The following is a 25,875-nucleotide window of genomic DNA, read 5'->3' as shown; positions in this document are numbered from 1 at the left end:
TGCTAGTAGATGTGGCATCGTTATTATAACAAAAAATTAAGTAAACAAATTAAAGTTGAACTTAAATAAAATCTAGACTTAATTACCGATTGTCGGGCACTTATTTTTATTATTTTTGAATCATGCCGAAAAAGAATAAAACCATTATAGCCCTACTTCTTGTACCGCAATACCTTTTAGTTAAACTATTATCCAAGCACCCTGAATTTATTGAAACGTATTACAGCAATGGTGTTTACCCTTTAATTTCTAAAATATTTCGATTTTTTCTGGGATGGTTCCCCTTTTCATTTGGAGACGTAATATATGCTTTAGCATTAATTTACATTGTACGTTGGTTATTTTTAAATCGAAAACGTGTTTATCGCGATACCATCCAATGGCTCATTGATATTTTTGCAGCAGTTTCAATCGTTTATGGTTTGTTTCATTTGTGCTGGGGGCTAAACTACCACCGACTACCACTACATAAAAATTTAAATTTAAATGCAGATTATACCACTGAGCAATTAGTTGATGTAACCAACAAACTTATTAATACTTCAAACAAAATTCATCTAAAAATCACTCAGAACGATACTGTTAAGGTAGTAATACCATACAATAAATCGGAAATTTTGAATTTAGCTCCGCTGGGTTACCAAAACTTGAAATCTATTTTCCCTCATTTGGATTATCATCCAAAGAGCGTTAAAAAATCACTTTTTAGTTATCCGCTAACCTATATGGGGTTTAGCGGTTACTTAAACCCATTAACAAATGAAGCTCAGGTTGATGCCATAATCCCAACCATTAAAATCCCCACGACTTCGTCGCACGAAATAGCTCATCAATTGGGTTATGCCGCCGAAAATGAGGCTAATTTTATAGGTTGTCTCGCAGCTATTAATCATGACGACATATACTTTAATTATGCAGGATACACCTTTGGTTTACGCTACTGTTTGAATGAAATTTATTCAAGAGACGAATGCCTTTATGAAGATTTAATAGCTGATGTTAATGAAGGGATTTTAAAAAATTACAAAGAAACACGAGATTTTTGGGAAGCACATCAAAATCCATTTGAACCCCTTTTTAAATTGTTTTACAGTAATTATCTAAAAGCAAATCAGCAAACAAAAGGCATGGAAAGTTATAGTTATGTGGTGGCTCTATTAAGTAATTATTTTGATTATAATTCATCAGTAAATTAAAAAGTATACTTAATTCCAAGATATAAATTTCTTCCTGGAGCATTAATTCCTGAAGCAAAAGTACGATACTGTGTATCGCAAATATTTTCTACGCCAGAATAAATATTTAAATGAGGGCATATATGATACCCACCTTTTAAATTAAGGGTATACCAGGCTGGCATACCGCCTTTAGGAGCATAACGTTCGTTATCTTCACCATTTAAAAAATAATCTTCAATAGCTTTTCTACCATTGTATAATGCATATAAATCAATTTCATAGATGTTGGATTTATATCTTAATCCTAATTTACCAAAAACAGGAGGAATATGGTCTAAGGGCGATTCTTCATCTAAAATTCTTCCATTGGTATAATTAAATGTACCAGTAAATTCTAACGATTTAGTTAACTTCAAATTTAAAATAGAAGACACGCCAAATATTCTTGCTTTTCCTTTATTTTGATTCGCATAAACATTACTTAATTCACCTTCATACTCAATGGAATCCTCTCCCTTAAATGTATAATTATCGGTAACAATAGCATCAAAAAAATGCGTGTAAAAAAATGTGGCTTCAAACTTTATGTTTTTACCCTCTCCTATTGTAAAAGACACATCTGAAGTGATTGTTTTTTCAGGTTTTATCTCAGGGTTTGGCACAATTAAGATACCGCCACCCGAATCGAATACTTTTCCCAAATCGTCTATATTTGGCACTCGAAATGCTGATGACACATTAAAAACCACGCGCGAATTACCTAATTTGTTAACGATTCCTGCTGTGCCGCTATAGGTTACGTTGTTTTGCTTCATCTTTTTGAAAGGCAATACAAATACCGTATTATCAGAAATATTACTTCTTAACAAACTATACCCTATTCTAGCTCCAAAATTATAAGTAGTCGTTTTTGATAATTTTGACTGATAAGTGCTAAACGCATCCATTCTTAACATATAATTCTTTCCATTAGGATAGCGCGTCCCTGCTAGTGTTTCATATCCCGTTACCCTGTTATTCAATTTTGCGCTAGAATTTACACGGTCATGAAATACTTCAAAGCCATATAATAAATTTCCTTTGCCAACAGTTTTATTTAAATCAACATTAACCGAAAACACATTTACCTTTTCAATTTGGCTCTTTTTAAAATCATTATTAAATTTTCGATTCATTCGACTTTCCTCAATATTTTGATAGCTCAAGCCTATCGTCATGTCGCTATTAAAAAGTACCTTTTGTTTTTTAAATCGGTAGGCTGCTAAAAATCGTTTTTGCGGACCGTAATACCATTCTGCGTATTTTAATTGACCACCAACTAAATCTGTAAGGCGGTCATATCTGGGTATATTTGAAGTCGTTGAAAACTGCAGGTTTAATTGATGTGATGTCACTTCGTTAGGCATATATACCAATTTTTGCATCGCATTATATTGTTTATAGCCAGAAAATTTCTGTACATATTTGTTTGAATTAACCACAACCTCATCAACACCACGCTCACTCTCCACGTAATATGGACGTTCACCAAAATAATCATTTTTACCATTTCTTTTTGCACCCATTCTTAAATCGTCAAAATCGTTAAGTGAGAATGCTGTTAATGAAGCCCACTTTTCTCCAGCGATATTTAAATCCGTGTAGAATGATTTCTCATAATTAGCAGAACTATACCTTGCAACTGCACTACCAGAAAACTCCTTTCCTTTGGTTTCAGAAATAAATCTGGCATTTTTTGTCTTTAAATTAATGGCTCCTCCTAACGCATCGCTTCCAAATACCGTTGATGACGGCCCGAAAAGAACATCAACCTGTTCAAGCATATTTTCATCTACAGTAATGACATTTTGAAGATGTCCGCTTCTAAAAATAAGGTTATTCATTCGAATACCATCTACCAACAATAACACTCTGCTAGCTTCAAATCCTCTTATAACAGGACTTCCACCACCTTGCTGCGATTTTTGAACGGTTACTGTTCCGCTATTGGCTAGAACATCGGCGGTATTTTGAAAGTTTTGAAATTCAATAGTTTCTTTTGAAACTTTAATTATTTTTTGAGAAACTTTTTTAACTGAATCGCTATAGCGTTTAGCTCCAATAATAATTCTATCTAGTTTAACTTCTTTAATAATTGGCTGCCATGCCTGTGCAAATCCAGCCAAATTAAAACCTAAAAACAGGAATAAAATTATTACTCGCTTAATTATTGTTACTTTCTTTTTAAGGATCATAATTACAAACAATAAAGCTAAGAGACTGAAGTCTCTTAGCTTTATTTATATTACATGCTTACAAACTTCTATTCAATTTTAAAACTATACGTTTCTGAAGTTGATGCATTTCCTAGTGCATCTCTCGTTAAAACCTTCCAGTAGTATGTTGTACTAGCTTCTACCTGAACCCCTTCTAATTTACTTTCTGTAATTCCGGTTTTAAACGAAGCAGGCGGATTAGCTGTATCAAGAAACACATCATAAGAAAGGACATCTCCATCTAGGTCGGATGTATTCCAATCTAAAAATATGGTAGTTTCAGATAAAGTTTCGTTATTCAATGGTGCAATAATATCTGCAGGAAAAGGTGCATACGCACGCTCCCCGTCACCCGCATTATAAAATTTCCTGAGCTCACTTTTAGCTATAATGTCTGATGTATTAGACTTAGATTCCACATACCAAGAAAACGCAACCCCTCTACTTAAACTTACTTCTTTATAAGTTTGAGTTGTGTTATAAATATTTTCAGAATTTGTCTCTAAGTTTTTCACAACTAGATTATAATTATCGGTATTAATTGAAGAATTCCATTCAAATTTTATAGTACTGCGTGTGGTTGTTTTATTGCTACCTTCTGTACATTCACTGTTCGGTTCAGGAAATACAAGCAGTGCAGCAGCAGGGTCTTTCACCTCCCCATCGTCACTTGAATCGCTACCATTACTACAACCAAATATTAGAAAACTAACATATATAACTAAAAACTTTTTCATTTTCTGATAATTTTAAAATTTGTATTGATACTGTTCGAGGTTACATTCACCATATACATGCCCTGCGGAAACTGAGTCCCATCAACCACTATCAGTCCATTATTAACCTCTAACGTTCGCATTTGAATTAATTTACCAGTTGTTGAATAAACCTTTATCGAAACCATATTTTCATTAATATTTCCTAGATAAACGCTAAACGTATCATGGAAAGGATTAGGAAATGCCATTACCACATCTGAAACCATAATTGTTTTTTCGAATACGCCTTGGCATGCTTTATCTGTTGTTATACGTAATACATTTGTTCCTGATTTTAAATTGATTGATATTTCAGATTCGGAGGTGGTTATTGTTTTTCCATTTAGATTAATATTATAAACATCGCCATGATTTAACTTAAAATCTATTGATTTTTTATCATTATCTATTTTAGCGTATACCGATAAATCTTCCGGCTCAGTAATTTTCACGTCAAAACATCGCTTAAACTTATCTGGCTCGGTGCTTATTGTTATACAGGCGGTATAATTTCCAGCCATTAAACTAGTCACTTCTACCGTATCAGAAAAATTATAAGTTCCTATTACATTATTATTTTGGGACAAGGTTAAAACATAATTATAGGAGATATCTTGTGACTTAATTATTAGCTTACCATTATCACTTTCTTTGCAGGTTTCTGCAATAGTTTGCACTTTAAAGTTATTACTGGGTAAATTAATTAAACTACAACCATTGGCATCAACAAAATCACTGAGTGGAGTTTCAGGACAATGGTCACTTTCATTTAAAACACCATCACCATCTACATCGTCGTCACAGGCATCTCCAATACCATCACCGTCAAAATCCTTTTGATCTGCATTATCTATTCCTGGACAATTATCAAAATAGCATCCGTTAACAGTTAACTCTGCTACCGAAGTCCACACTTGTCCGTTAACTTCACTTAAAGCGACTAAGCGCATATATCGGCCCTGTACAGCCTCTGAAAAATTTACACTTTGTTCCGCTGATGAATTAATGAACTGTCCTGTATATTTGGGATCACCCCAATTATTCTTATCGAAACTAAAATATAACTCGAAATCCTTAATTTTACCATTCGCACTACCATCCTGTCTGGGTAAATATGTAAACTTACTAATACTGTAATTATCTCCCAGGTCAATTTGAATTTCATGTGGAAGCGGATCGTTGGTTGGGCTCCATTTGGAATGCCAATGTGTATTTGGGTCACCATCAAAAGCATTAATTGCGGTACTGTTTTGCTGGCTATCAACATACAGCAAAGCCCATTCGCTTTGTGGAATTTCTCCTGGATTTGAACAATCACTTACCGACGGACAAGTTGTAGTTGTAACCATATTTTCAATGGTTTTAGAATACGCTACACCATTAACCGTAAGGGTTAATGTGACACTGTAACTTCCGGCAGCTCCAAGTCTTACCAGTGGATTTCTAACATTAGCATCACTAATATAAGCTGGAGCCGGTGAGATATCCCAATGCCAACTTGTATTGCTATGATTTACTATTGAATGATCATCAAATTGTAATACATTATCATAACAATTATTTGAAAGGCCATCCACCCAAGGCTCTACAATAGGCGTATAATTTTGTTCCTGTAACGGCGATTCCCAAACACCGCCATTACCAGCAATACGCATTTTCCCATCTCTAAAAAATGGTATGGCTGTATTAATATCAAAATTCCCTGGATAATTATTAGCGAAAGTGCTCCAAGATGTGGCATCGCTTTTTCGATAAAACACTCCCGATGGCACCCCTGCTCGTTTACTTGTAAATAAATAAATTAAATCTTTTCCATCGTTACTAGGTTGAATAGCCAGACATTTTGTATACACATCTAACACCCCAGACCAATTAATCCAACTGTCTCCCCCATCAGTTGATTTAAAAACCTGTCCTTTAACGCTTTGCCCCAAACCATTAGAATAACAGGTATAAATAGTATTTTCTTCAAATAAGGACAGCTTAAAAATAGTTCTTCCTTGCATTTTAGTTCCTCCCATTGTGCCACTATGCAATGCTGGTTTCAAAACCCAAGTTTCCCCCTGGTCTTCTGTTTTATATAAGCCGGCTCCTTTTACATCAGCATACATAATATTGGGGTTTACTCTACTAATTTGAATCGATAATACCTGACCTGAGAAAGCTTCCAACTCATTAAAACTAACACCTGAATCAGTACTTTTCCATACGCTATTACCTTCTCCAAGAAAAAGAATGCCATGATAATTTGGATGATGAATTAAGTTTCCTCGATTATTTCCATATTCAAGCATATTAGGAAACTTTCCTATATTAAATCTTCCTTCTGCAATTCCTTCTGCAGTTTCGGGTAATATAAACCCATTTGGGGTTAAATCGTTAAATACTACCTGACGACTTTTTCCTTGTAGCACCCAACCTGTTGGAGATTCGGCCCCACCCATCCTTAATGCTTTACCATTATAAAAATCAGCCATCGCGGTATTCCCATTGTGATATCTTCCCCCAACAGTAATATCTTCATTCCAACCTTGATCAAAGCCCCACATATGTGATCCTACAATACCATTTATTCTAGGTTGAAAATCGGTTTCGAAAGCGTCGTTGGAAAAACTCATTCCACCATCGGTAGCTAGCCAAACCGAATTATCTGCAAACCATTTCATATCCTGAATGTCTGGATGAATTTGAAATCTTCCAAAATACCCTCCAATGGCATCAAAACTAACTCCGCCATCATTTGTTTTAAATAATGTTGTCGTTCCCACCATGAATTTGTTTTCATCTGCAGGTGAAATTTCTAAAACCAAATCGTAATAGCCTTGCCCATTATCATATTTGAAAGTATTTGTAGCGCATTCTATAACTTCTGACCAAATCCAGGTATTATTCTCAAAAACGCCTTTATATAAATACGGTTTTTTATTTTCACTTAACATAGTTGCCAAAACTATATTATTGTTTGCAGGTGTTACAGCCAATAAGCCTCCTGAATTTTTAACAATGTTGGAAGGAAAATTAGGTATGTTCGAAAAGGAATCACCTCCATTCGTTGAATACACAGCTTTAAAATAACTTGTACCTTCGGAGATGGCATAAATAATATTGCTATCTCCTGGCTTAAACTCAACATCGTAAGTCATCTCAGTTGTTTTCTGCAACCAATTTACACCAGCATCGGTAGAAACATAAACCCCTTTATCTGAAGAAACTACTAATTTATTATCGTTTGAGGGATCCATAATAATATGGTTTGCCTTAAAATTAGAATTAGTGTTTATAGCATTCCATGTTAAACCTCCATCAGTAGTTTTATGAATTTTAGAATTGGAAGATACATAAACAATATCTGGATTTGTTGGATGAACTAAAATAGCCTGTATGCCCCCAAAAACATAATTAGGAGCTAACAGACTCCAATTTAAACCTCCGTCTGTAGTTTTATTTACATAACCGGTTTCTGTTCCACAATATATAATATTTGAATTCCCTTTAAAGACATCAAAACAATATACATTTACCTGCCAAGGTGCTACTCCTGGAGTTGGTCCAGTTACATTTGTATTTAACCAAAATGTGTTTTTAGGTCCTAAAAAAGTCCAGTTCGAGTTTGATGCATCTGAAGTTTGATTCGTAGTCTTTAAACTATTCATTTTATTTAGAACCTGAAGCGGTGAATCGGTGGGCAAATTTATTCCCCCTGTTTCATCAACATATTGTAAAACAATAGGTTTCCACAACTTATAGTAGCGAACTATAGCCCTAAATTCCCTATCTGATTTTGGTATTGAACGAATTGTTTTATCGTAAGCCGCGTACATTTGCTCTAATTCGTTAAAGTTTATAGGATAACGATATAAAAGTTTTGCCCAATCTGGATAATCCTCTTGATAAGCGGGTTTATTATCTTTAGGAATACCAGGTAAATCGTCGTAGGGCGTATAATTATTTTGTGCATGAAGCGTTAGACCGAAGCCTAAAATCAACATGAAGATTATAAATTGCAGTTTATTCTTCATTGTTTAAAAGTCTTTTTTAGTTTAATTCGTTATTAATATTTATGCTTTGCTTTTGGCATAACCTTTCATTTAAGAAATGCACAAAATGTTATTTTTACTCCTCATTTTCCACACAATTAATTAACATATAGCATTCTCCAAAAAAATAAAGGCAAGTTGCTACTTTTATAATTATACCTCATAAAAAAAGCTGCCTTAACAGACAGCTTTTACTTTCATTTCTCGCTTGTATCTTTTAATTATTTAACAATTGTAGCATTATCCGGTATCTGAAAAACAGATTTTTCAAGTATCTCCTCTGAAATGTTTACATTTCCAAAATCCACTTTATTAGCGACTGTTATAGGTTTACCTTGATCAACACGATACCATTGTAATTCCTTAGGCAGTAACAATCCATTTACTTCCTGCCATTGATTGTACTTTATAAAATTGAAATTATCCGACTCCGCCTTCGAAAAATAAGTAACGGTATAGGCCAGCCAAACCATTTTATGAGTGGTTTCATCAAAATATAAAATATAGTTATCATCTGATGATTCACCTACGCCATTTGCATATGAAATTTTAATTCCTGGATAGGTTTTATCATCAACATTCAAAGGTTGCGCTTTCGAATAACTAATCCCATCATCTGCCAAAACAAACGGCATCGCAATAAAATAAAACATCAGATTATAATAAAATTTTGGATTACCATTATACGAAACAGTATCTTTATTTTCTAGCCAAACCTGATTTCCATCGAATCCCAAATTGTGTTTTGGCATTGATATAAGCGATTTCCTTTGTTTTAAATCAACCAAAGTAACTTCGTCGCCATCCGGTTTATACATAGTAAACTCCAAACTTCGCATCCCTTTCCATCGACTCAGACCGCCATGTGCTTCGAAAATTTTTTGAAGAGACTCTGGATAACTATTAACATTCTCATCTCTATTACTAATTAAACCAGGAGTATTAGATTTTTGCTTACATGAGACCATTACAAAAAAAGTAAAAAAGACTAAAATGTATTTCATAATATAATTTTTGATTGGTTAATTGGCTTTGTCGCCCAAAAACTAACTAAATTACATGAAAACCATTAATTTTGCGTTCCTTATGAAGAAACAAATATCCAGTGTACAAAACACCTATATCAAACAGCTCGTTCAGCTTAAGGATAAAGCTCGGGAACGGAAGAAATCGGGATTGTTTTTAATTGAAGGTATTCGAGAAATTAATTTGGCCGTAAAAGGAAACTACAAGATAGACACCATTTTATATTATCCGGATTTGATATCTGAAACCAAATTGGACACATTTTCAAATCTAGCCGCAAATAGCATTGAGGTTTCGAAAGATGTTTATGAAAAACTGGCTTATCGAGATACCACAGAGGGTCTCTTGGCGGTAGCAAAGAGTAAAAATCACACTATTAACGATTTAATCTTTCAATCAAAAAACCCTTTAATTTTGGTTGCCGAAGCTCCTGAAAAACCAGGTAATATTGGAGCCCTATTACGAACTGCCGATGCAGCCAATGCTGACGCAGTTATTATTGCGAACCCGAAAACCGATTTGTACAATCCAAACATTATTCGCTCTAGTGTAGGCTGCGTTTTCACCAACCAGATTGCTACAGGCAGTACAGACGATATCGTAGCTTTCCTTAAATCTAAAAATATAAATATATACTGTGCCGCCTTACAAGCTTCGGTAAATTATCACACTCAAGATTTCACCAAACCAACTGCCATAGTTGTAGGTACTGAAGCCACAGGATTAAGCGATAACTGGCTAAAACATGCTACACAAAATATTATTATCCCCATGCAGGGTGAAATCGATTCCATGAATGTCTCGGTAGCTGCTGGAATTCTAATTTTTGAATGTAAAAGACAACGAAATTTTAATTAACCCATGACCTCAACTACCCTATTTAATATTATTATAGCCATAATCATTATCAATTTTATTGTTGATAAAATTTTAGATGCCTTAAATGCTAAACATTTCAATGACACACTTCCGAAAGAATTACACGATGTTTATGATGAAGACGATTATAAAAAATCGCAACGCTATAAGGCTACCACATATAAATTTGGCATCATTACATCAACATTCTCCATTGTTTTAACACTTGGTTTTTTATTCTTAGACGGCTTTGCATTTGTAGACACCATAGCAAGAAGTTATAGCGAGAATCCAATAATTGTAGCTTTAATTTTCTTCGGAATCATCATGATTGGAAGCGATATCCTAACAACACCCTTTTCATATTATAGCACCTTTGTTATTGAAGAAAAATTCGGATTTAATAAAACAACTTTAAAAACCTTTTTGCTTGATAAAATTAAAGGCTGGTTTATGATGGTTTTCGTTGGGGGAGGTATTCTGGCATTAGTCATTTGGTTTTACCAATCCACTGGAGACCATTTCTGGCTCTATGCCTGGGCGCTGGTGACTGCTTTTACGGTATTTATGAATATGTTTTATTCTAAACTAATTGTACCGTTATTTAACAAACAAACGCCATTAGAAACCGGAAGTTTACGCGATAAAATTTCGGAATACGCCAAGACCGTTGGTTTTAAACTTGATAAAATTTTTGTGATAGATGGCTCGAAACGAAGCACAAAAGCAAATGCCTATTTTTCTGGTTTTGGAAGTAAAAAACGGGTAACACTTTACGATACTTTAATAAACGACTTAGACGACGACGAAATTGTGGCGGTTCTGGCTCACGAAGTTGGGCATTATAAAAAGAAACACATCATTTTTAATTTAATTTCTTCAGTTTTACTTACCGGCATCATGCTTTATGTGTTGTCGCTATTTATTTCTAATCCACTACTTTCAAACGCTTTAGGCGTTAACACACCAAGTTTCCATATTGGACTCGTTGCCTTTGGTTTACTTTATGCGCCAATATCTGAAATAACAGGGTTAATTATGAATATGGTATCTCGCGCTTTTGAATACCAAGCAGATGATTTTGCTAAAACTACCTACAAAGCAGAACCTTTAATTACCTCGTTAAAGAAATTATCAAAAAACAGTTTGAGTAATTTAACACCTCATCCTGCATACGTTTTCATGCATTACTCTCACCCCACCCTATTGCAACGAATTAAGAATTTAAAACGATAGATCTTTAAAACTCTAATACATATAAAAAAGGCGTGTTTAATAACACGCCTTACTTAGTTTAGTTTAGTTAATTAAAGTTTATACAACAGGTATTCCCTTTATATAAACCGATTCGATTTGATTAACACCAAAAGAATATGGAATAAAGTTATAAGAATTTATCGATTTAGTCAAAATTAAATTTGCATCCTTCCCTTTCGTTATACTTCCAACTTGATTTTGAAGCCCCATAGCGTAAGCTCCGTTAAGAGTTGCCGCATTGATAGCTTCTTCGGGTGTAAGCTTCATTTTAATACAAGCTGCGGATACCACAAAGTTCATATTTCCTGAAGGCGAAGACCCTGGATTATAATCGGTAGCTAAAGCCAATGGCAATCCAGAATCAATCATTTTTCTTGCTGGCGTATACGGAATACTTAAGAAGAATGAACAACCTGGCAATGCAACAGGCATAGTTTTAGTGCCTTTCAAATTTTCTATGTCATCATCGGTCATTTCTTCCAGATGATCTACAGAAAGTGCGTTGAATTTTACTCCGGACTCAACACCGCCTATTGAGGTAAACTGATTCACATGAATTTTAGGTATTAATCCGTGACGCTTTCCAGCCTCCATAACAAACTCGGTATCTGCAACCGAAAAATAACCTTCTTCACAAAACACATCTACAAATTCTGCTAGGTTTTCTTCCGCAATTTTTGGCATCAATACTTCTGCCAACATATTTAAATAACCAGCTTTATCATCTTTATATTCCGATGGTACCGCGTGAGCCCCTAGAAATGTCGCTTTTATTGGTAAGCTATAGTTTTCTTTTAAGCGCCTTATAACACGAAGCATTTTTAATTCGGAACCTTCAGTTAGACCGTAACCTGATTTAATTTCAACAGCCCCAGTTCCTAAAGCGATGATTTCATCTAAACGGGTTTTGGTTTGTTGGTATAAATCGTCTTCCGTTGTCTCCTGTAGTTTTTTGGCTGAATTTAAAATCCCTCCACCTTTGTTTGCTATATCCTGATACGATAAGCCTTTTATTTTATCTACAAACTCACTTTCACGATTTCCAGCATACACCAAATGGGTATGTGAATCGCACCAGGTTGGTAATATCATTTTACCCGAGGCATCAACAACTTCGTCTGTTTCAACATTTGAGAAATCAGTCATAGCACCAAAATCCTTAATAATGCCATCTTCAACCAATAAATAGGCCTTTTTAATAGTTGGTAATTGGCTCATTTCTTTACCAGAAACAAAATCTACCGAAGTTTCCCGAACCTGAAGTAATTCTTTTATGTTTTTAAATAGTATTCGCATTAAAATAAGTTTTCGAGTAAATCATCTTCCACTAAATTAGGCATTGTTACCGATAAATTAGGCGTTCGTTCCATTTCGCGTTTAATGGCAAACAAAGCTTCGTCGTTTCTAGCCCAGCTTCGTCTGGCAATACCGTTATTTACATCGAAAAATAACATATTTTTAAGTTTAGCCTCTGCTTCCGGGGTACCATCTAAAACCATTCCGAAACCTCCATTCATAACTTCACCCCAGCCTACGCCTCCTCCATTGTGTATAGACACCCAGGTGGCTCCTCTAAAGCTATCACCAATAACATTATGAATAGCCATATCGGCGGTAAATTTACTTCCATCGTAAATATTAGATGTTTCACGATATGGTGAATCGGTTCCACTAACATCGTGGTGATCACGACCTAAAACCACTGGGCCAATTTGTCCTGCTGCAACGGCATTATTAAAAGCTTCAGCAATTTTAGCACGTCCTTCGGCATCGGCATATAAAATACGTGCTTGCGAGCCCACAACCATTTTGTTCTTTTTAGCATCTTTTATCCAGGTGATGTTATCCTGCATTTGTAACTGAATTTCTTCAGGGGAATGTTTCATGATTTCCTGAAGCACCGTCATTGCTATTTCATCTGTTTTATCTAAATCTTCAGGTTTACCGGACGTACATACCCAACGGAATGGCCCGAAACCGTAGTCGAAACACATAGGACCAAGAATATCCTGAACATATGACGGGTATTTAAAATCGATATTATTATCGGCCATCACATCGGCTCCTGCACGAGACGCTTCTAATAAAAAGGCATTACCATAATCAAAGAAATAAGTACCTCTTTCGGCATGTTTATTTATGGCTTCAGCATGACGGCGTAATGATTCCTGCACCTTTTCTTTAAAAATTTCGGGTTCTTCTCGTATTAATCGGTTGGATTCTTCATAAGAAATTCCAACCGGATAGTAACCACCAGTCCATGGAATATGTAACGAGGTTTGATCGGACCCCACATGAATAAAAATGTCTTCTTCATAAAAACGCTCCCAGATATCAACAACATTTCCTATGTAAGCAATAGAAACCACTTCTTTATTTTCCTGAGCCGTTTTAACACGTAATACTAAATCATTTAAATTATCAACCAACACATCTACCCAACCTTGCTCATGACGCTTCTTTGCTGCTTTTTTATTTACTTCAGCAGCAATAGTGATACAGCCCGCAATATTTCCTGCCTTAGGCTGCGCACCACTCATACCACCTAAACCAGCTGTTAAGAATATTTTGCCTTCGGGAGTTTCTCCTTTTGGCAACTTCTTTCTGAAAGCATTCATAACAGTAATGGTTGTTCCATGAACAATACCCTGCGGACCAATATACATAAATGAGCCTGCGGTCATTTGTCCATATTGCGTAACACCAAGCGCATTAAATTTTTCCCAGTCATCAGGTTTTGAATAATTTGGAATCATCATACCATTGGTTACAATAACACGAGGCGCATTTTTAGAAGAAGGGAATAATCCCATCGGGTGCCCAGAATACATATGAAGCGTCTGCTCATCGGTCATTGTTGCCAAATACTGCATAGTTAATAAATACTGTGCCCAGTTTTGGAATACAGCTCCATTACCACCATAGGTTATTAATTCTTCAGGATGTTGAGCTACCGCAGGATCCAGATTATTTTGAATCATCAGCATAATAGCTGCCGCATGAACCGTTCTTGCCGGATATTCTTCTATACCTCGAGCATACATTTTGTAAGTTGGCTTGAATCGATACATATAAATTCTACCGAAATCATTCAACTCCTGAGCAAATTCGGGTGCTAAAATTTCATGCCACTGTTTTGGAAAATACCTAAGCGCATTTCTAATGGCCAATTGCTTTTCCTCTTTGTTTAAAATGTCTTTTCGTTTTGGTGCTCTGTTAGCATCCTGTGGATAATTATATTGTGGTGGCAATTCACTTGGAATACCTTGTAATATCAATTCTTGAAATGTCATAGCGTTTTATTTTACAATGAATGCTTGATTTTTAACTAACTGAATGAGCGCATTAATGTCGTCTTTAAGAATACGGTCCTCTTCTAACTTAGCCACTTTACTTCTTATAATTTTGAAGTTTTGCTCTAAAATCACAGAAAACGTATTTGGTCTTCTGAACTCCATGGCTTGTGCGGCATACATTAATTCTATGGCTAGAATCTTTTCTATATTGCCTAAAATCTGATTGAATTTACGTCCTGAGATACTTCCCATAGACACGTGGTCTTCCTGCCCAAGTGAGGTTGGCACACTATCTGCCGATGGAGGAAAACACAACGATTTATTTTCGGTAACTAAAGCCGCCGTAGTGTATTGCGGAATCATAAAACCGGAATTTAAACCGCCACTAGCCGTTAATAAACGAGGTAGTCCAAATTTTCCTTCTAATAATAAATAGCAACGACGGTCTGCTATATTTCCTAATTCTGAAGCAGCAATTGAAGCATAATCTAAAGCCATGGCTAGCGGTTGTCCGTGAAAATTACCTCCCGAAATCGCTTCGGTTTCACTTAAAACAATCGGGTTATCGGTAACCGAATTCATTTCTATTTCCGCCAATTCACTTAAATGATAATAAGCATTTCTCGACGCGCCGTGCACTTGCGGGATACAACGCATAGAATACGGATCCTGAACGCGTTCACAGTTTTCGTGAGATTTGATATTATTAGAGTTTTCAAAAAGCATGCGCATACGCCCTGCCACCTCTAAATTTCCTTTAAACGGACGAATACTATGCAACAATTCTTTAAAAGGGGAAGCACTGCCCTGATATCCCTCTAAACTCATAGCTCCAGCAACATCGGCTAAATCGAGGAGATACTCCATTTTCTTCAAGCCTTTTATGGCGTGGGCTAAAATAAATTGCGTGCCATTTATAAGCGCTAAACCTTCTTTAGCCGCCAACTCAATTGGTTCTAATTTATGTGCTTTCAAAACTTCCTTCGCAGGAATAATATCATTTCCAATCCAAAATTCACCTTCACCAAATAATGGTAAAAACAAATGTGATAATGGCGCTAAATCGCCCGACGCTCCAACCGAACCTTGTTCGGGTACAACAGGCAACAAATCGTTTTCAATAAAATAAATGATACGCTCAATAACCTCAAGTCGGATTCCCGAAAACCCGCGACTTAAAGCATGTGCTTTACAGATGAGCATAATTTTTGAGAGATCTTTATCAATAGGATTCCCAACACCAACAGCATGTGTTATCAACAAGTTTTTCTGCAACAAACTGGTTTCTTCCGGTGATATTTTCACATCACACAAAGGACCAAAGCCGGTATTAATACCGTATACAGCCTTATTGGAATTTGCCATAACCTCAACCTTTGACCTACATTCGTTAACCTTGGCAATGGCGTAATCTGTTAAGCCGCCTTTTTCCTTACCTGAAGCTATTTCAAGGACTTTATCTACTGTTAATTTATCTATACCGTATATGAACATTTTCGTGATATTAAATTGAATATGATTGTGTTTACAAAATTATCGATAAATTTGATACTTAATAATACCATTATTACAAACAAATAATAACTATGAGTTATCAAATAGAATTAAGACACCTTAAGTATTTTTTAGCTGTCGCTGAAACACTTCATTTTCGAAAAGCTGCAGAAAAACTTTTCATATCACAGCCAGGGTTGAGTCGCCAGATTAAAGACATGGAAGATGGTCTTGAGGTTAAACTTTTTGACAGGCATAACCGCCAAGTAAAACTAACCTCTGCCGGTATATACCTAAAAGAAGAATTATCGAAAAACCTAAAAAGTCTGGATGGTATTTTGAATCATGCAAAATTACTGGAAGACGGCAAAGAAGGACAATTAAACTTGGGTTATGTGGGTTCCGCTATGCAACACATTATACCCGATTTGTTGTTAAAATTTACAAAGTCACACCCTAACATTCTTTACAGCCTGAAAGAAATGGATAATAAAAAACAAATTGAAGGTTTAATGTCTCAAGATATCGATATCGGATTTGTGCGTTTAGAACGGGTACCAAAAGGTTTAATGTCTGTTCCTGTACTGAAAGAGCCATTTTGTCTGGTTTTACCAAAAGATCATGCTATTAATAGTAGTAATTTCAAAAGCTTAGGTCAACTACAACATGAACATTTTATATTGTTCGACCCTGAGTACAGTTCGTCGTACTATGAAGTGGTTATGGAAATTTTTCATGACAGCGGATTCTCGCCATTAGTGTCTCATAATACCATCCATGCCGATTCTATTTATAAACTTGTTGAAAACAATTTTGGGATTTCCATTGTTCCTAAATCACTACAAAATCCATCGATTTCTTCTATTGAATTTATAGAACTCCATAACATAAAGCAGCGCACGGTGCTTTCGGCTGTTTGGAATCAAAATAATAGAAACCCTATTTTAAATCATGTGCTTAGTCTGATTAAATAATTTTACATATTCGATTTCTTTTTTTGCGTTAGGGATAGCAGTGGAAAGCCCACAGCGAGGTACGAGCGCGGACTTGCAGCGAATATCCTGACTCAAAGGGTTACGCCATAACAGGAGGCCTAAAAATTCATTTAACTTAAAATTAATAAACACCGACACATCTTGTCGATTGTGCTAAGAAAAAAAAGTCTATCTTTGCCGCTTGAAATTCAAAACCCGAACAACTGCTTGATAATATTTTCAAGGTTTGTTCCTCAAAACCATTAAACGGTAAATTAAATTGAATTTCACGAAATTCCTCAGAGTGAGGATGTGTTACAAGAGGTTTAGGTTTAAGTATGTCGATTCACTTCTTATGTAGCACTACATAACATAATCGAATACTTATAAAAAAGAATGAGCACATTCCAAGATTTAGGTCTTAACAACGACCTATTACAAGCAATTACAGATTTAGGTTTTGAAAAACCAAGTGAAGTTCAAGAAAAGGCTATTCCGCTTTTATTAGAGACGGAAGGCGATTTAGTGGCTTTAGCGCAAACGGGTACAGGTAAAACTGCTGCCTTTGGTTTTCCAATGCTTCAAAAAATAGATTTAAACAGTCGTACTACACAAGGATTAATTTTATCGCCTACGCGAGAACTTTGTTTACAAATAACAAATGAGTTAAAAGCTTACGGTAAATACTGTAACGGACTTAACGTTGTCGCTATTTACGGTGGTGCTAGTATTTCGGAACAGGCAAGAGACGTTAAGCGTGGTGCACAAATTATAGTTGCTACGCCTGGTAGAATGAAAGATATGATTAGCCGTAATATGGTTGACATAACTAAAATTGAATACTCTGTTTTAGATGAAGCCGACGAAATGCTAAACATGGGCTTTAAAGAAGATATCAACGCGATTTTATCGCATACGCCTGCAGATAAAAGCACCTGGTTATTTTCTGCTACTATGCCAAAAGAAGTAGCTGCCATTGCAAAAGACTTCATGCATAAACCTCAGGAAATCACTGTTGGTAATAAAAATGAAAGCTCTAGTAATGTATCGCACGAATACTATTTAGTAAATGCCAGAGACCGATATCAAGCTTTAAAACGTTTGGCCGATGCCAATCCAGATATTTTTTCGGTGGTTTTCTGTAGAACAAAACGCGACACCCAAAAAGTTGCCGAACAACTTATTGAAGATGGTTACAATGCAGGTGCATTACATGGAGATTTAAGTCAGAACCAACGTGATTTGGTGATGAACGCTTTCCGTAAAAATCAAATTCAAATGCTGGTAGCTACCGATGTAGCTGCGCGTGGTATTGATGTTGACGATGTTACTCACGTAATTAACTACCAATTACCAGACGAAGTAGAAACCTATACACACCGTTCTGGTCGAACCGGACGTGCTGGAAAAACTGGGGTTTCAATGGTTATTGTTTCTAAAAGTGAAGTACGTAAAATTAAAAGTATAGAGCGCATTATTAAAAAGCAATTCGACAAAAAAGACATTCCTAACGGTATGGAAATTTGCGAAGTGCAACTGATGTCGCTAGCCAATAAAATTCATAATACTGAAGTTAATCACGAAATTGATAAATACTTAAGCAGTATTAATGAATTATTTGAAGATACTACTAAAGAAGAATTAATTAAGAAAGTATTCTCTGTTGAGTTCACGCGTTTCTTTAATTACTATCAAAAATCGAAAGACCTTAATGTTTCTGAAGGCAGCAACCGCGATGAAAGCGAACGCGACTATAAAGGTGGTAAAAACGATTCAACACGTTACTTTATCAATGTCGGCTCGAAAGATGGTTTCGACTGGATGAAGCTTAAAGACTTTTTAAAGGAACAACTGGATTTAGGTCGTGATGATGTGTTTAAAGTAGAAACCAAAGACAGTTTCTCGTTCTTTAATACAGAAAATGAGTTAAGAGAAAAAGTATTAGCACACTTTACCGATTTTAAACATGAAGGTCGTTTCGTAAATGTAGAAGTATCTGAAAATCGTGGTGGCGGAAGACGTGGTGGAAAACGCTCTGGTGCTCCTCGTGGAGATCGTCGTGGCGGTAAAAAAGAAACACGCTCTAGACGTTCGGGAGAGTTTAAAGGTGAAAGAAATAATAAATCCGGACGTCGTTCGGGTGGCGAATCAAAATCGAATAATCAAAAAATTTCAAGACCAAGACGCTCAAGACGATAGGTCTTAATTTTGTTAATTTTTAGTCAAAAAGTTTTACAGACACCTTGTTTTATTCATTTGTTTAGTACTTTTATGAACTAACAAGCGTTTTTAAAGATCCATGAAAAATTACCTACTACTCCTTTTATTTCTAGTTTTTTCAACTATAAGTATTGCACAAGAATCTGAAAAGGTATTAGGAGTAATAGTGAATTCTTCAGACAAAAAGCCTCTGGAAAACGTAAATATTGTTAACCTTAATCAGGTAGTTGGTACAGCAACAAACAAACAAGGTGAGTTTGAAATTAAAGCCAAACCAAACGACACATTACACTTGTCTTTTTTAGGTTTTAAATCGATTAAAGTTAGGGTAACAAACGACTGGATTAAGTTTGGTTCGGCAACCATCGAGTTAACCGAGCTAGCCTTGGCGCTTGAAGAGGTTGTTGTAAACCAATTACGATTAACGGGTTATTTAGAAGTAGACATAAAGCAAGTTCCCATTATTAATGATAATTACAGATACAATATATCCGGATTATCAAGTACTGGCTATGAGGCGAATTCGCGTGGATCGCTCTCTAGAATTGTAGGTTCAATCTTTAATCCTGCCGACTTTTTACATCGTGTATTTGGAAAAAAACCAAATGAAATGCGAAAGCTAAAAAAGATGAAACAGGATGACGAAATTAGAAACCTGCTAGCTTCGCGCTTTGATAGAGAAATGCTTATGGCTTTATTAAATATAAACCGTATTGATTTAGACGAAATTGTAAGCCAGTGTAACTACTCAAAAGAGTTTATACAAACCGCTAACGACCTACAAATACTGGATGCCATTAGCGAATGTTACGAAGAATACAAACTATTAAATAGATCGCGTTAAGCCTTAATAATACTTTTATAAAAAAGGAAGCCATGTGCTTCCTTTTTTTATTTATTACATCTTAAAAACTGTTAATTACCACGTTAAACTTTCATAAAATATACTTTTCTTACATCCTAGTAAACTAATTTAAACATGATTAAACTAACAACCATGTTTATGAGTTTTCAAAAACTAATGATACTTTTATTATTTCCTGCGTGTTTAACAGGGCAAACCCTTAAAGGCATTGTTTACGATTATAAATCCGTGGCCAAAAATATTGGGGTATTCAATGTAACATCAAAAGATTACACTTACACTTCCGAAAATGGAGAATTTTCTATATGGGCATCCATTAACGATACGCTTTTATTTTCTTCTGAATTTTACGAACACCAAAAACTAGTGGTAAAAGAAAATCATTTTAAGGATACAAATGTCATTGAGCTCAAGATTAACATTAATAAATTAAATGCGGTTAACATTACAAACAGTCCTAAGGCAAAAACATTTAATGCAAAAGTATATTCTTCGAATTTGGGAGAACAATTATTAAATGATATGAAAAACAGGCCCTATTTATATAGTCCGCCACCAAACCCAAGGGGCGACTTAACTTTATTGCCCGACCTTATTAGAAGTCTATTTAAAATTAAAAAGAGAGAAAAAGTAAAACCACCAGAACCAATAGACTACAAGGGTTACTATGCCTTATTCAATAAAAATAATTTATTTACTGAAACCTTATTAAGAGAAAATCTAGACATTAAAACAAAAGATATTCCTTTATTTTTTGACTTCTGCGGATCCAAACAATTGAATGCCAAACTACTTTCTAAAGAAAATCATATGATTCTACTGGATTCTTTAGTTAAATTTAGCAGGGTGTTTAATGAACCAAACACAAAAGACGTTAACCACTTTAACACTGATTAATTGGCGTAATAATGCGCAACAATATCGTCGTAACTTTTAATTGTTTTTTTAACCCAGTCTAAACGTTTTTCAAGTTGCTCCTCTGGGGTTAGTCGCCAGTTTAAATCGCTCTGTTTTAAATTATATGTCACTTGTTGCAATATTATTGCTGCACTTACCGAAATATTTAAACTTTCAGTAAAACCGTACATAGGGATTTTTAAATAGCAATCAGCCGCATTTAAAACTTCATCCGACAAGCCTTCGGTTTCTCTACCAAAGAAAAAACAAGATTTTTTACTTACATCGAAATCCTGCAAATTGCAATCGCTGGCATGTGGACTTGTGGCTACTATTTGATACCCGCTTTGCTTTAAGCTACCTATACAGTCTTTAACGGTATGATATCTATTGAGGTCCACCCATTTTTGGGCTCCCATAGCAATTTCGCGATCTATGCGCTTAGAGTTTCGCTCTTCTACAATATGTACTTCCTGAATACCAAACACATCACAACTTCGTATTACGGCACTTGTATTATGCAGCTGATACACATCCTCGGTAGCTACGGTAAAATGCTTTGTACGCTGGGCCAAAACCTGACGAAATTTTTCACGACGCGATTCGGTTAAATAACCTTCTAAATATTCTAAAAGTTTTTGGTCTATCATTAAAACAATTATATTTATACGAATCTATTAATTTACTTATGACCCCGCAAAATTTCAAACTAGCAATTATCGTATTTCTAAGTTTTCATCTCATTTCCTTTTCACAAACCTCTCGCACAGGAAGGAAAGCCCAACAAATTAAAGATAGTAATCACCTTTTTAACAATGCCGAAAACGACAGCTTAGTTGTAGATTTAGGTTATAGTATTGAAGAAGCTATCAACAGTAGTGATGTTAATGCCTTTATGGAACACTTCGATAAAAACCATTTTATAAATACGGCCATTACCAGCGTAAAAACACCCGAATCGCAGGAAAATTATAAACAAGATTTCGCTAAAAGCATAAAAAGTAAATTAACCTTTTTACCCGAAAAAATTATGTCTGAGGTTGAAAATGGCGGTTATTATAACTTTTTAAATTACGGCTATTACAGCGATGTACAAACCTATTACATGCTATTCCGGCTATACACGCCTGAATCTGGCGTGAATTATCACGAATATACGATTGCTAAAAAGGACAACGAGCTCGTCTTTAACGATATTTACGTATTTCTTTCGGGCGAAACACTCACCAAAACCTTTAACAAATTATTCTTATATAGTTTACCAAAAGAAAGCCTTCTAAATATTTTTGACGACGCTACAACCAAAAACTTTATCAAATTAGCCGATGGCGTCAATAAATACAATAACCAAGATTATGCAAACGCTTACAAAACTTTAAACTCAATAGAAGGTGAATTAGGTAACGACAAATATCTATTGATTATAAAAAGTATGTGTGCCTCTAAAATTGGAAATGAAGAGTATAAAGCAGCAACCAAGCAAATTATAGACCAGTATCCCAACGACCCAACGCTATACCTAACGCAAATTGATTATCATATACTAAACAAATCCTATGACCAAGCTCTTAATTTGTTAGAAAAATTGCAATCAGATACCGAAGATGACTTTTTAAATTTAATGAAAGGTAATATCGAATTAGAAAGAGAAAATTATAGTGCTGCACTACCCCTCTACAAATTTATATCAGATAATTATGCCGATTTCTTTCAAGGTCATGCCAGCTATTTGGTATGTTTAGCTCTGTTACAGGATTATGATACCTGCGCATCTTTTTTAAATCAATTAATTGAAGATGGTTACGATAAAAATGAAATGATAGATTTTATAGAATCCTTGGATGAAGAGGGGCAAAATGAATTGAGCGGATTAGTTCAATCAAATCCTTATAAAACATGGAAAAAGGAAAGTTAAAACACCTCGTTGTTCTTACAGGGGCCGGAATGAGCGCCGAAAGTGGTATAAAAACCTTTAGAGACGAAAATGGTTTATGGGAAGGACATGATGTTATGCAAGTGGCCACCCCAGAAGGTTTTCAAGCTGACCCACAATTAGTTTTAAACTTTTACAATCAACGTAGAAAACAACTTTTTGAAGTAGAACCTAATACGGCGCATCAGGCATTAGCTGCTTTAGAAAAATATTATCAGGTATCTATTATCACACAAAATGTTGACGATTTACATGAACGAGCTGGTAGTCGCAACGTGATTCATTTACATGGTGAATTGCTTAAAGTAAGAAGCACCTATGATGCTTCTGACATTATACCTTGGAAGACAGACCTTAAAATTGGTGATACTTGTAAAAAGGGGTATCAGTTGCGACCGCATATAGTTTGGTTTGGTGAGGAAGTGCCAATGATTGAAAAAGCAATGCAAATTTGTGAAACCGCAGACATATTACTTATCATTGGAACCTCAATGCAAGTTTATCCCGCTGCAGGCTTGCGCCATTACATCCCCTCAAATACACATACCTACTTTATTGACCCAAAACCAAATATTGATAGTCACGCTACATTAACTGTTATTCCAGAAAGTGCAACTTTAGGTATCAAAACATTTATGGAGCTACTTCAAGATTAATCGATTACAAAACATTATCCTATTAATTAACAAGGTTTTAGCATCAAAAATTTAACTTTTGTTAATTTTTTTTCTATATTTAAGTTCACTTCTGTGACACCAACCAATTACCATTGTTCCCTAATGCAAGCTTACGAGCTTATGCAATGTCTTTATTTTTTCTACAACAAACTAAAACTAATAACATTACCATGCTATCACAAATTAAAGAAGACAACAAACACTCGCATTCCTCCTATTACAGGCGACAAAAAGACTTAGAAATTCAACAAAAAAAAGAGAAATTAGCAAAAGTATCTGAGTTACCTGAAACCAAAGTACAAGAAACTGCCACGTGTTATCATTACGAATTGAAAATTCCAGGTTACATAAAAGATGATTTTAACTTTTATATTTCTGGCGATAAACTTGTTGTAACTACAGAACGCATTGGACACGGCAACAATCAGAATAAAAATTCTGATTCAAAACATTATTACTGCTACCCGTCTGCATTATTCAAGCGTAAATTCGACTTACCTGATGATGTTCGTAAAAACGAAATAGATGTAGATTATAAAAATGAAATATTAAGCTTCGACTTATATAAATCTAAAGCCTGATTTTCGTCTACATAACATAAAAAAACCGACTGAATGTTTTAATTTTCAATCGGTTTTTTTTTTATTTGCAATAATACTGAACTTAATGAGAACTTTTTCTACTGCTTATCATCCCAGAAACTACCTTCCGATTTTAGTTGTTCTTCAAACGCATTAAACTCCGTCAGTAATTCGCCTACCAGTGTTGTTTTTTCTTCAGCTACATCAATACGCTCACCTAAATCCTGCTCTACTTGAAATAAAATAGGAGCTTCCTTTGAAACTTCATAACCATAGTTATTACCTGTTTGAGAACCAATACGGGTATGTAATTTCCATGCATTTTTTCGTATTGCCGATGGCATATTATCATCGTAAGAATAGAAGAATTTAAATTCTTCTGGTGCTTTATCAGTAGATTCATTGGTTAACCATGCACTTAAATCTCTACCGTCTATAGTTCTGTCTTTAGGCAAGTCTGCCCCTGCTATTGAAAGTATCGTTGGTAAAATATCTAAAGTGGTTATGGGCGTTTGCTCGTTTCTATTGCCCTTAATTTTTGCAGGCCAACTAATAATGCCTGGTACACGATGGCCGCCCTCCCAAGTAGAACCTTTTCCATCACGAAACGGTGTTGCATAGCCCACCTTTAAACGTGTATCTCCATACTTCTCACTTTCAGCCACTGTACTCCATTTTACCCAGGGACCATTATCTGAAGAAAAAATTACAATGGTGTTATCGCGAACACCCGCTTTTTCAAGGGCATTGCAAACCTCACCAATAGCAGCGTCTAATTCCTCCATGACATCGCCTAACTCACCATTACGTGATACACCTTTAAATCTATCACTTACAAATAGCCCTAAATGCGGCATATTATATGGTATGTAAGCAAAAAATGGATTTGACTTGTTTTTCTGTATAAATTCTACTGCTGCCTTAGTACACACTCCGGTTAACGATTGGGAGGTTAACGTATCAGAAGGTAAGTTTTTAGCAATTATACTATATCCCTTCGCTGGCTGGTTACCGTTAGGATCACTTTTTAGTAGCATGGCGTTATTGTAATCATGAGAAACATTAGTTCCTAGCCATTCATCGAAACCATGAGCTAATGGTAATGCGTCTGGTGTAAAATTATTCTTTTCGTTTGGGGTTCCTAAATGCCACTTCCCAAACATACCTGTTTTGTAACCTACCGATTTTAAACCTTCGGCTAAGGTGAGTTCATTTGTATGTAAATACCTTTTCGTGCCAGGGGAAATAACCCACCAACCTAAACCAGACCTGCCAGGATACCGCCCTGTAAGTAACGAATATCTTGATGCTGAGCACGCAGCTGCCGAAACATAAAACTGTGTAAAATTAACACCGCTCTCTTTAAGCTTAGTAATATTGGGTGTTTTAATTGTAGGATTACCATTATGTGCTACATCTCCATAAGCACTATCATCCAAATAAAACAAGACCACATTAGGTTTTTCTTGCTTGTTTACTAGTTGATTTTCTGCTTGCTTACATGACCACAATCCAACAAACAGAATGCAATAAAAAAGGTGCTTCATAAAACTTTCTATTAGGGTGTTT

The 25,875-nt window shown here is 35.4% G+C and carries 19 protein-coding genes; 10 read left to right on the top strand and 9 right to left on the bottom strand.

Features of this window, described 5'->3' with window-relative positions:
* Positions 1–122 precede the first annotated feature (122 nt).
* On the top strand, positions 123–1,196 hold the full coding sequence (locus ICJ83_RS13640; protein WP_188230960.1) for a DUF3810 domain-containing protein: 1,074 nt from the start codon (positions 123–125) through the stop codon (positions 1,194–1,196).
* On the opposite strand, the gene ICJ83_RS13635 is transcribed toward ICJ83_RS13640, so the two are convergent.
* The 4 genes from ICJ83_RS13635 to ICJ83_RS13620 all read right to left on the bottom strand — a co-directional run bounded on the left by ICJ83_RS13635 (position 1,193) and on the right by ICJ83_RS13620 (position 9,232).
* On the bottom strand, positions 1,193–3,412 hold the full coding sequence (locus ICJ83_RS13635; RefSeq protein WP_188230959.1) for a TonB-dependent receptor plug domain-containing protein: 2,220 nt from the start codon (positions 3,410–3,412) through the stop codon (positions 1,193–1,195). The two genes, ICJ83_RS13640 and ICJ83_RS13635, sit on opposite strands and share 4 nt — an antisense overlap.
* 68 nt (positions 3,413–3,480) lie before the next feature.
* Positions 3,481–4,170: a hypothetical protein gene (locus tag ICJ83_RS13630; RefSeq protein WP_188230958.1), complete on the bottom strand. Its 690-nt coding sequence runs from the start codon at positions 4,168–4,170 to the stop codon at positions 3,481–3,483.
* Positions 4,167–8,210, bottom strand: a complete 4,044-nt coding sequence (locus tag ICJ83_RS13625; RefSeq protein WP_188230957.1) for a discoidin domain-containing protein — start codon at positions 8,208–8,210, stop codon at positions 4,167–4,169. The genes ICJ83_RS13630 and ICJ83_RS13625 overlap by 4 nt, the downstream gene beginning before the upstream one ends.
* A gap of 239 nt (positions 8,211–8,449) precedes the next feature.
* Positions 8,450–9,232, bottom strand: coding sequence for a DUF6503 family protein (locus ICJ83_RS13620; protein ID WP_188230956.1), 783 nt, complete (start codon positions 9,230–9,232; stop codon positions 8,450–8,452).
* A gap of 82 nt (positions 9,233–9,314) precedes the next feature.
* Here ICJ83_RS13620 and ICJ83_RS13615 point away from each other — a divergent pair, with 82 nt between their 5' ends.
* Both ICJ83_RS13615 and ICJ83_RS13610 read left to right on the top strand, forming a co-directional pair.
* Complete coding sequence (locus tag ICJ83_RS13615; RefSeq protein WP_188230955.1) at positions 9,315–10,112, top strand: TrmH family RNA methyltransferase; 798 nt, start codon at positions 9,315–9,317, stop codon at positions 10,110–10,112.
* 3 nt (positions 10,113–10,115) lie between these two features.
* Positions 10,116–11,348, top strand: a complete 1,233-nt coding sequence (locus ICJ83_RS13610) for a M48 family metallopeptidase (RefSeq protein WP_188230954.1) — start codon at positions 10,116–10,118, stop codon at positions 11,346–11,348.
* A gap of 78 nt (positions 11,349–11,426) precedes the next feature.
* Here the strand turns inward: ICJ83_RS13610 and hutI are convergent, their stop codons facing one another.
* Genes hutI through hutH form a run of 3 tightly spaced genes read right to left on the bottom strand, consistent with a single transcriptional unit; the run spans position 11,427 to position 16,159 of the window.
* Positions 11,427–12,665: an imidazolonepropionase gene (gene hutI, locus ICJ83_RS13605; RefSeq protein WP_188230953.1), complete on the bottom strand. Its 1,239-nt coding sequence runs from the start codon at positions 12,663–12,665 to the stop codon at positions 11,427–11,429.
* A complete protein-coding gene (locus ICJ83_RS13600; protein ID WP_188230952.1) occupies positions 12,665–14,662 on the bottom strand; it encodes a urocanate hydratase in 1,998 nt (665 codons plus the stop codon). The genes hutI and ICJ83_RS13600 overlap by 1 nt, the downstream gene beginning before the upstream one ends.
* 6 nt (positions 14,663–14,668) lie before the next feature.
* The gene (gene hutH / locus ICJ83_RS13595; protein ID WP_188230951.1) at positions 14,669–16,159 is read right to left on the bottom strand and encodes a histidine ammonia-lyase; all 1,491 of its coding nucleotides are present in this window, start codon (positions 16,157–16,159) and stop codon (positions 14,669–14,671) included.
* A gap of 92 nt (positions 16,160–16,251) precedes the next feature.
* Here hutH and ICJ83_RS13590 point away from each other — a divergent pair, with 92 nt between their 5' ends.
* The 4 genes from ICJ83_RS13590 (at position 16,252) to ICJ83_RS13575 (ending at position 21,115) form a co-directional block, all read left to right on the top strand.
* Entirely contained in the window at positions 16,252–17,133 is an 882-nt protein-coding gene (locus tag ICJ83_RS13590) for a LysR family transcriptional regulator (RefSeq protein WP_188230950.1), read from the top strand.
* Between the two features lie 396 nt (positions 17,134–17,529).
* Positions 17,530–19,332, top strand: a complete 1,803-nt coding sequence (locus tag ICJ83_RS13585) for a DEAD/DEAH box helicase (protein WP_188230949.1) — start codon at positions 17,530–17,532, stop codon at positions 19,330–19,332.
* A 100-nt stretch (positions 19,333–19,432) separates the two neighbouring features.
* Positions 19,433–20,197, top strand: a complete 765-nt coding sequence (locus tag ICJ83_RS13580) for a carboxypeptidase-like regulatory domain-containing protein (protein ID WP_188230948.1) — start codon at positions 19,433–19,435, stop codon at positions 20,195–20,197.
* A gap of 135 nt (positions 20,198–20,332) precedes the next feature.
* Positions 20,333–21,115 (top strand): hypothetical protein, encoded by a 783-nt coding sequence (locus ICJ83_RS13575; protein ID WP_188230947.1) that lies wholly within the window; start codon positions 20,333–20,335, stop codon positions 21,113–21,115.
* Here the strand turns inward: ICJ83_RS13575 and ICJ83_RS13570 are convergent.
* Entirely contained in the window at positions 21,112–21,765 is a 654-nt protein-coding gene (locus ICJ83_RS13570) for a TrmH family RNA methyltransferase (RefSeq protein ID WP_188230946.1), read from the bottom strand. The two genes, ICJ83_RS13575 and ICJ83_RS13570, sit on opposite strands and share 4 nt — an antisense overlap.
* A gap of 38 nt (positions 21,766–21,803) precedes the next feature.
* On the opposite strand from ICJ83_RS13570, the gene ICJ83_RS13565 reads away from it, so the two are divergent.
* The 3 genes from ICJ83_RS13565 to ICJ83_RS13555 all read left to right on the top strand — a co-directional run bounded on the left by ICJ83_RS13565 (position 21,804) and on the right by ICJ83_RS13555 (position 24,306).
* On the top strand, positions 21,804–23,030 hold the full coding sequence (locus ICJ83_RS13565) for a tetratricopeptide repeat protein (protein ID WP_188230945.1): 1,227 nt from the start codon (positions 21,804–21,806) through the stop codon (positions 23,028–23,030).
* Entirely contained in the window at positions 23,012–23,704 is a 693-nt protein-coding gene (locus ICJ83_RS13560; protein ID WP_188230944.1) for an SIR2 family NAD-dependent protein deacylase, read from the top strand. Before ICJ83_RS13565 ends, ICJ83_RS13560 begins: the two co-directional genes overlap by 19 nt.
* A gap of 191 nt (positions 23,705–23,895) precedes the next feature.
* Complete coding sequence (locus tag ICJ83_RS13555) at positions 23,896–24,306, top strand: Hsp20/alpha crystallin family protein (RefSeq protein ID WP_188230943.1); 411 nt, start codon at positions 23,896–23,898, stop codon at positions 24,304–24,306.
* Positions 24,307–24,404: 98 nt separating this feature from the next.
* Here ICJ83_RS13555 and ICJ83_RS13550 read toward each other — a convergent pair whose 3' ends face one another.
* Positions 24,405–25,853 carry a sulfatase family protein gene (locus tag ICJ83_RS13550; protein WP_188230942.1) on the bottom strand — a complete coding sequence of 483 codons (1,449 nt, stop codon included), beginning with the start codon at positions 25,851–25,853 and terminating at the stop codon, positions 24,405–24,407.
* Positions 25,854–25,875 lie beyond the last annotated feature (22 nt).

Origin of the sequence: Aestuariibaculum sediminum, assembly GCF_014596945.1 — a bacterium.
Taxonomy (GTDB): Bacteria; Bacteroidota; Bacteroidia; order Flavobacteriales; family Flavobacteriaceae; genus Aestuariibaculum; species Aestuariibaculum sediminum.
This window is presented reverse-complemented; position numbering and strand designations above follow the sequence as displayed.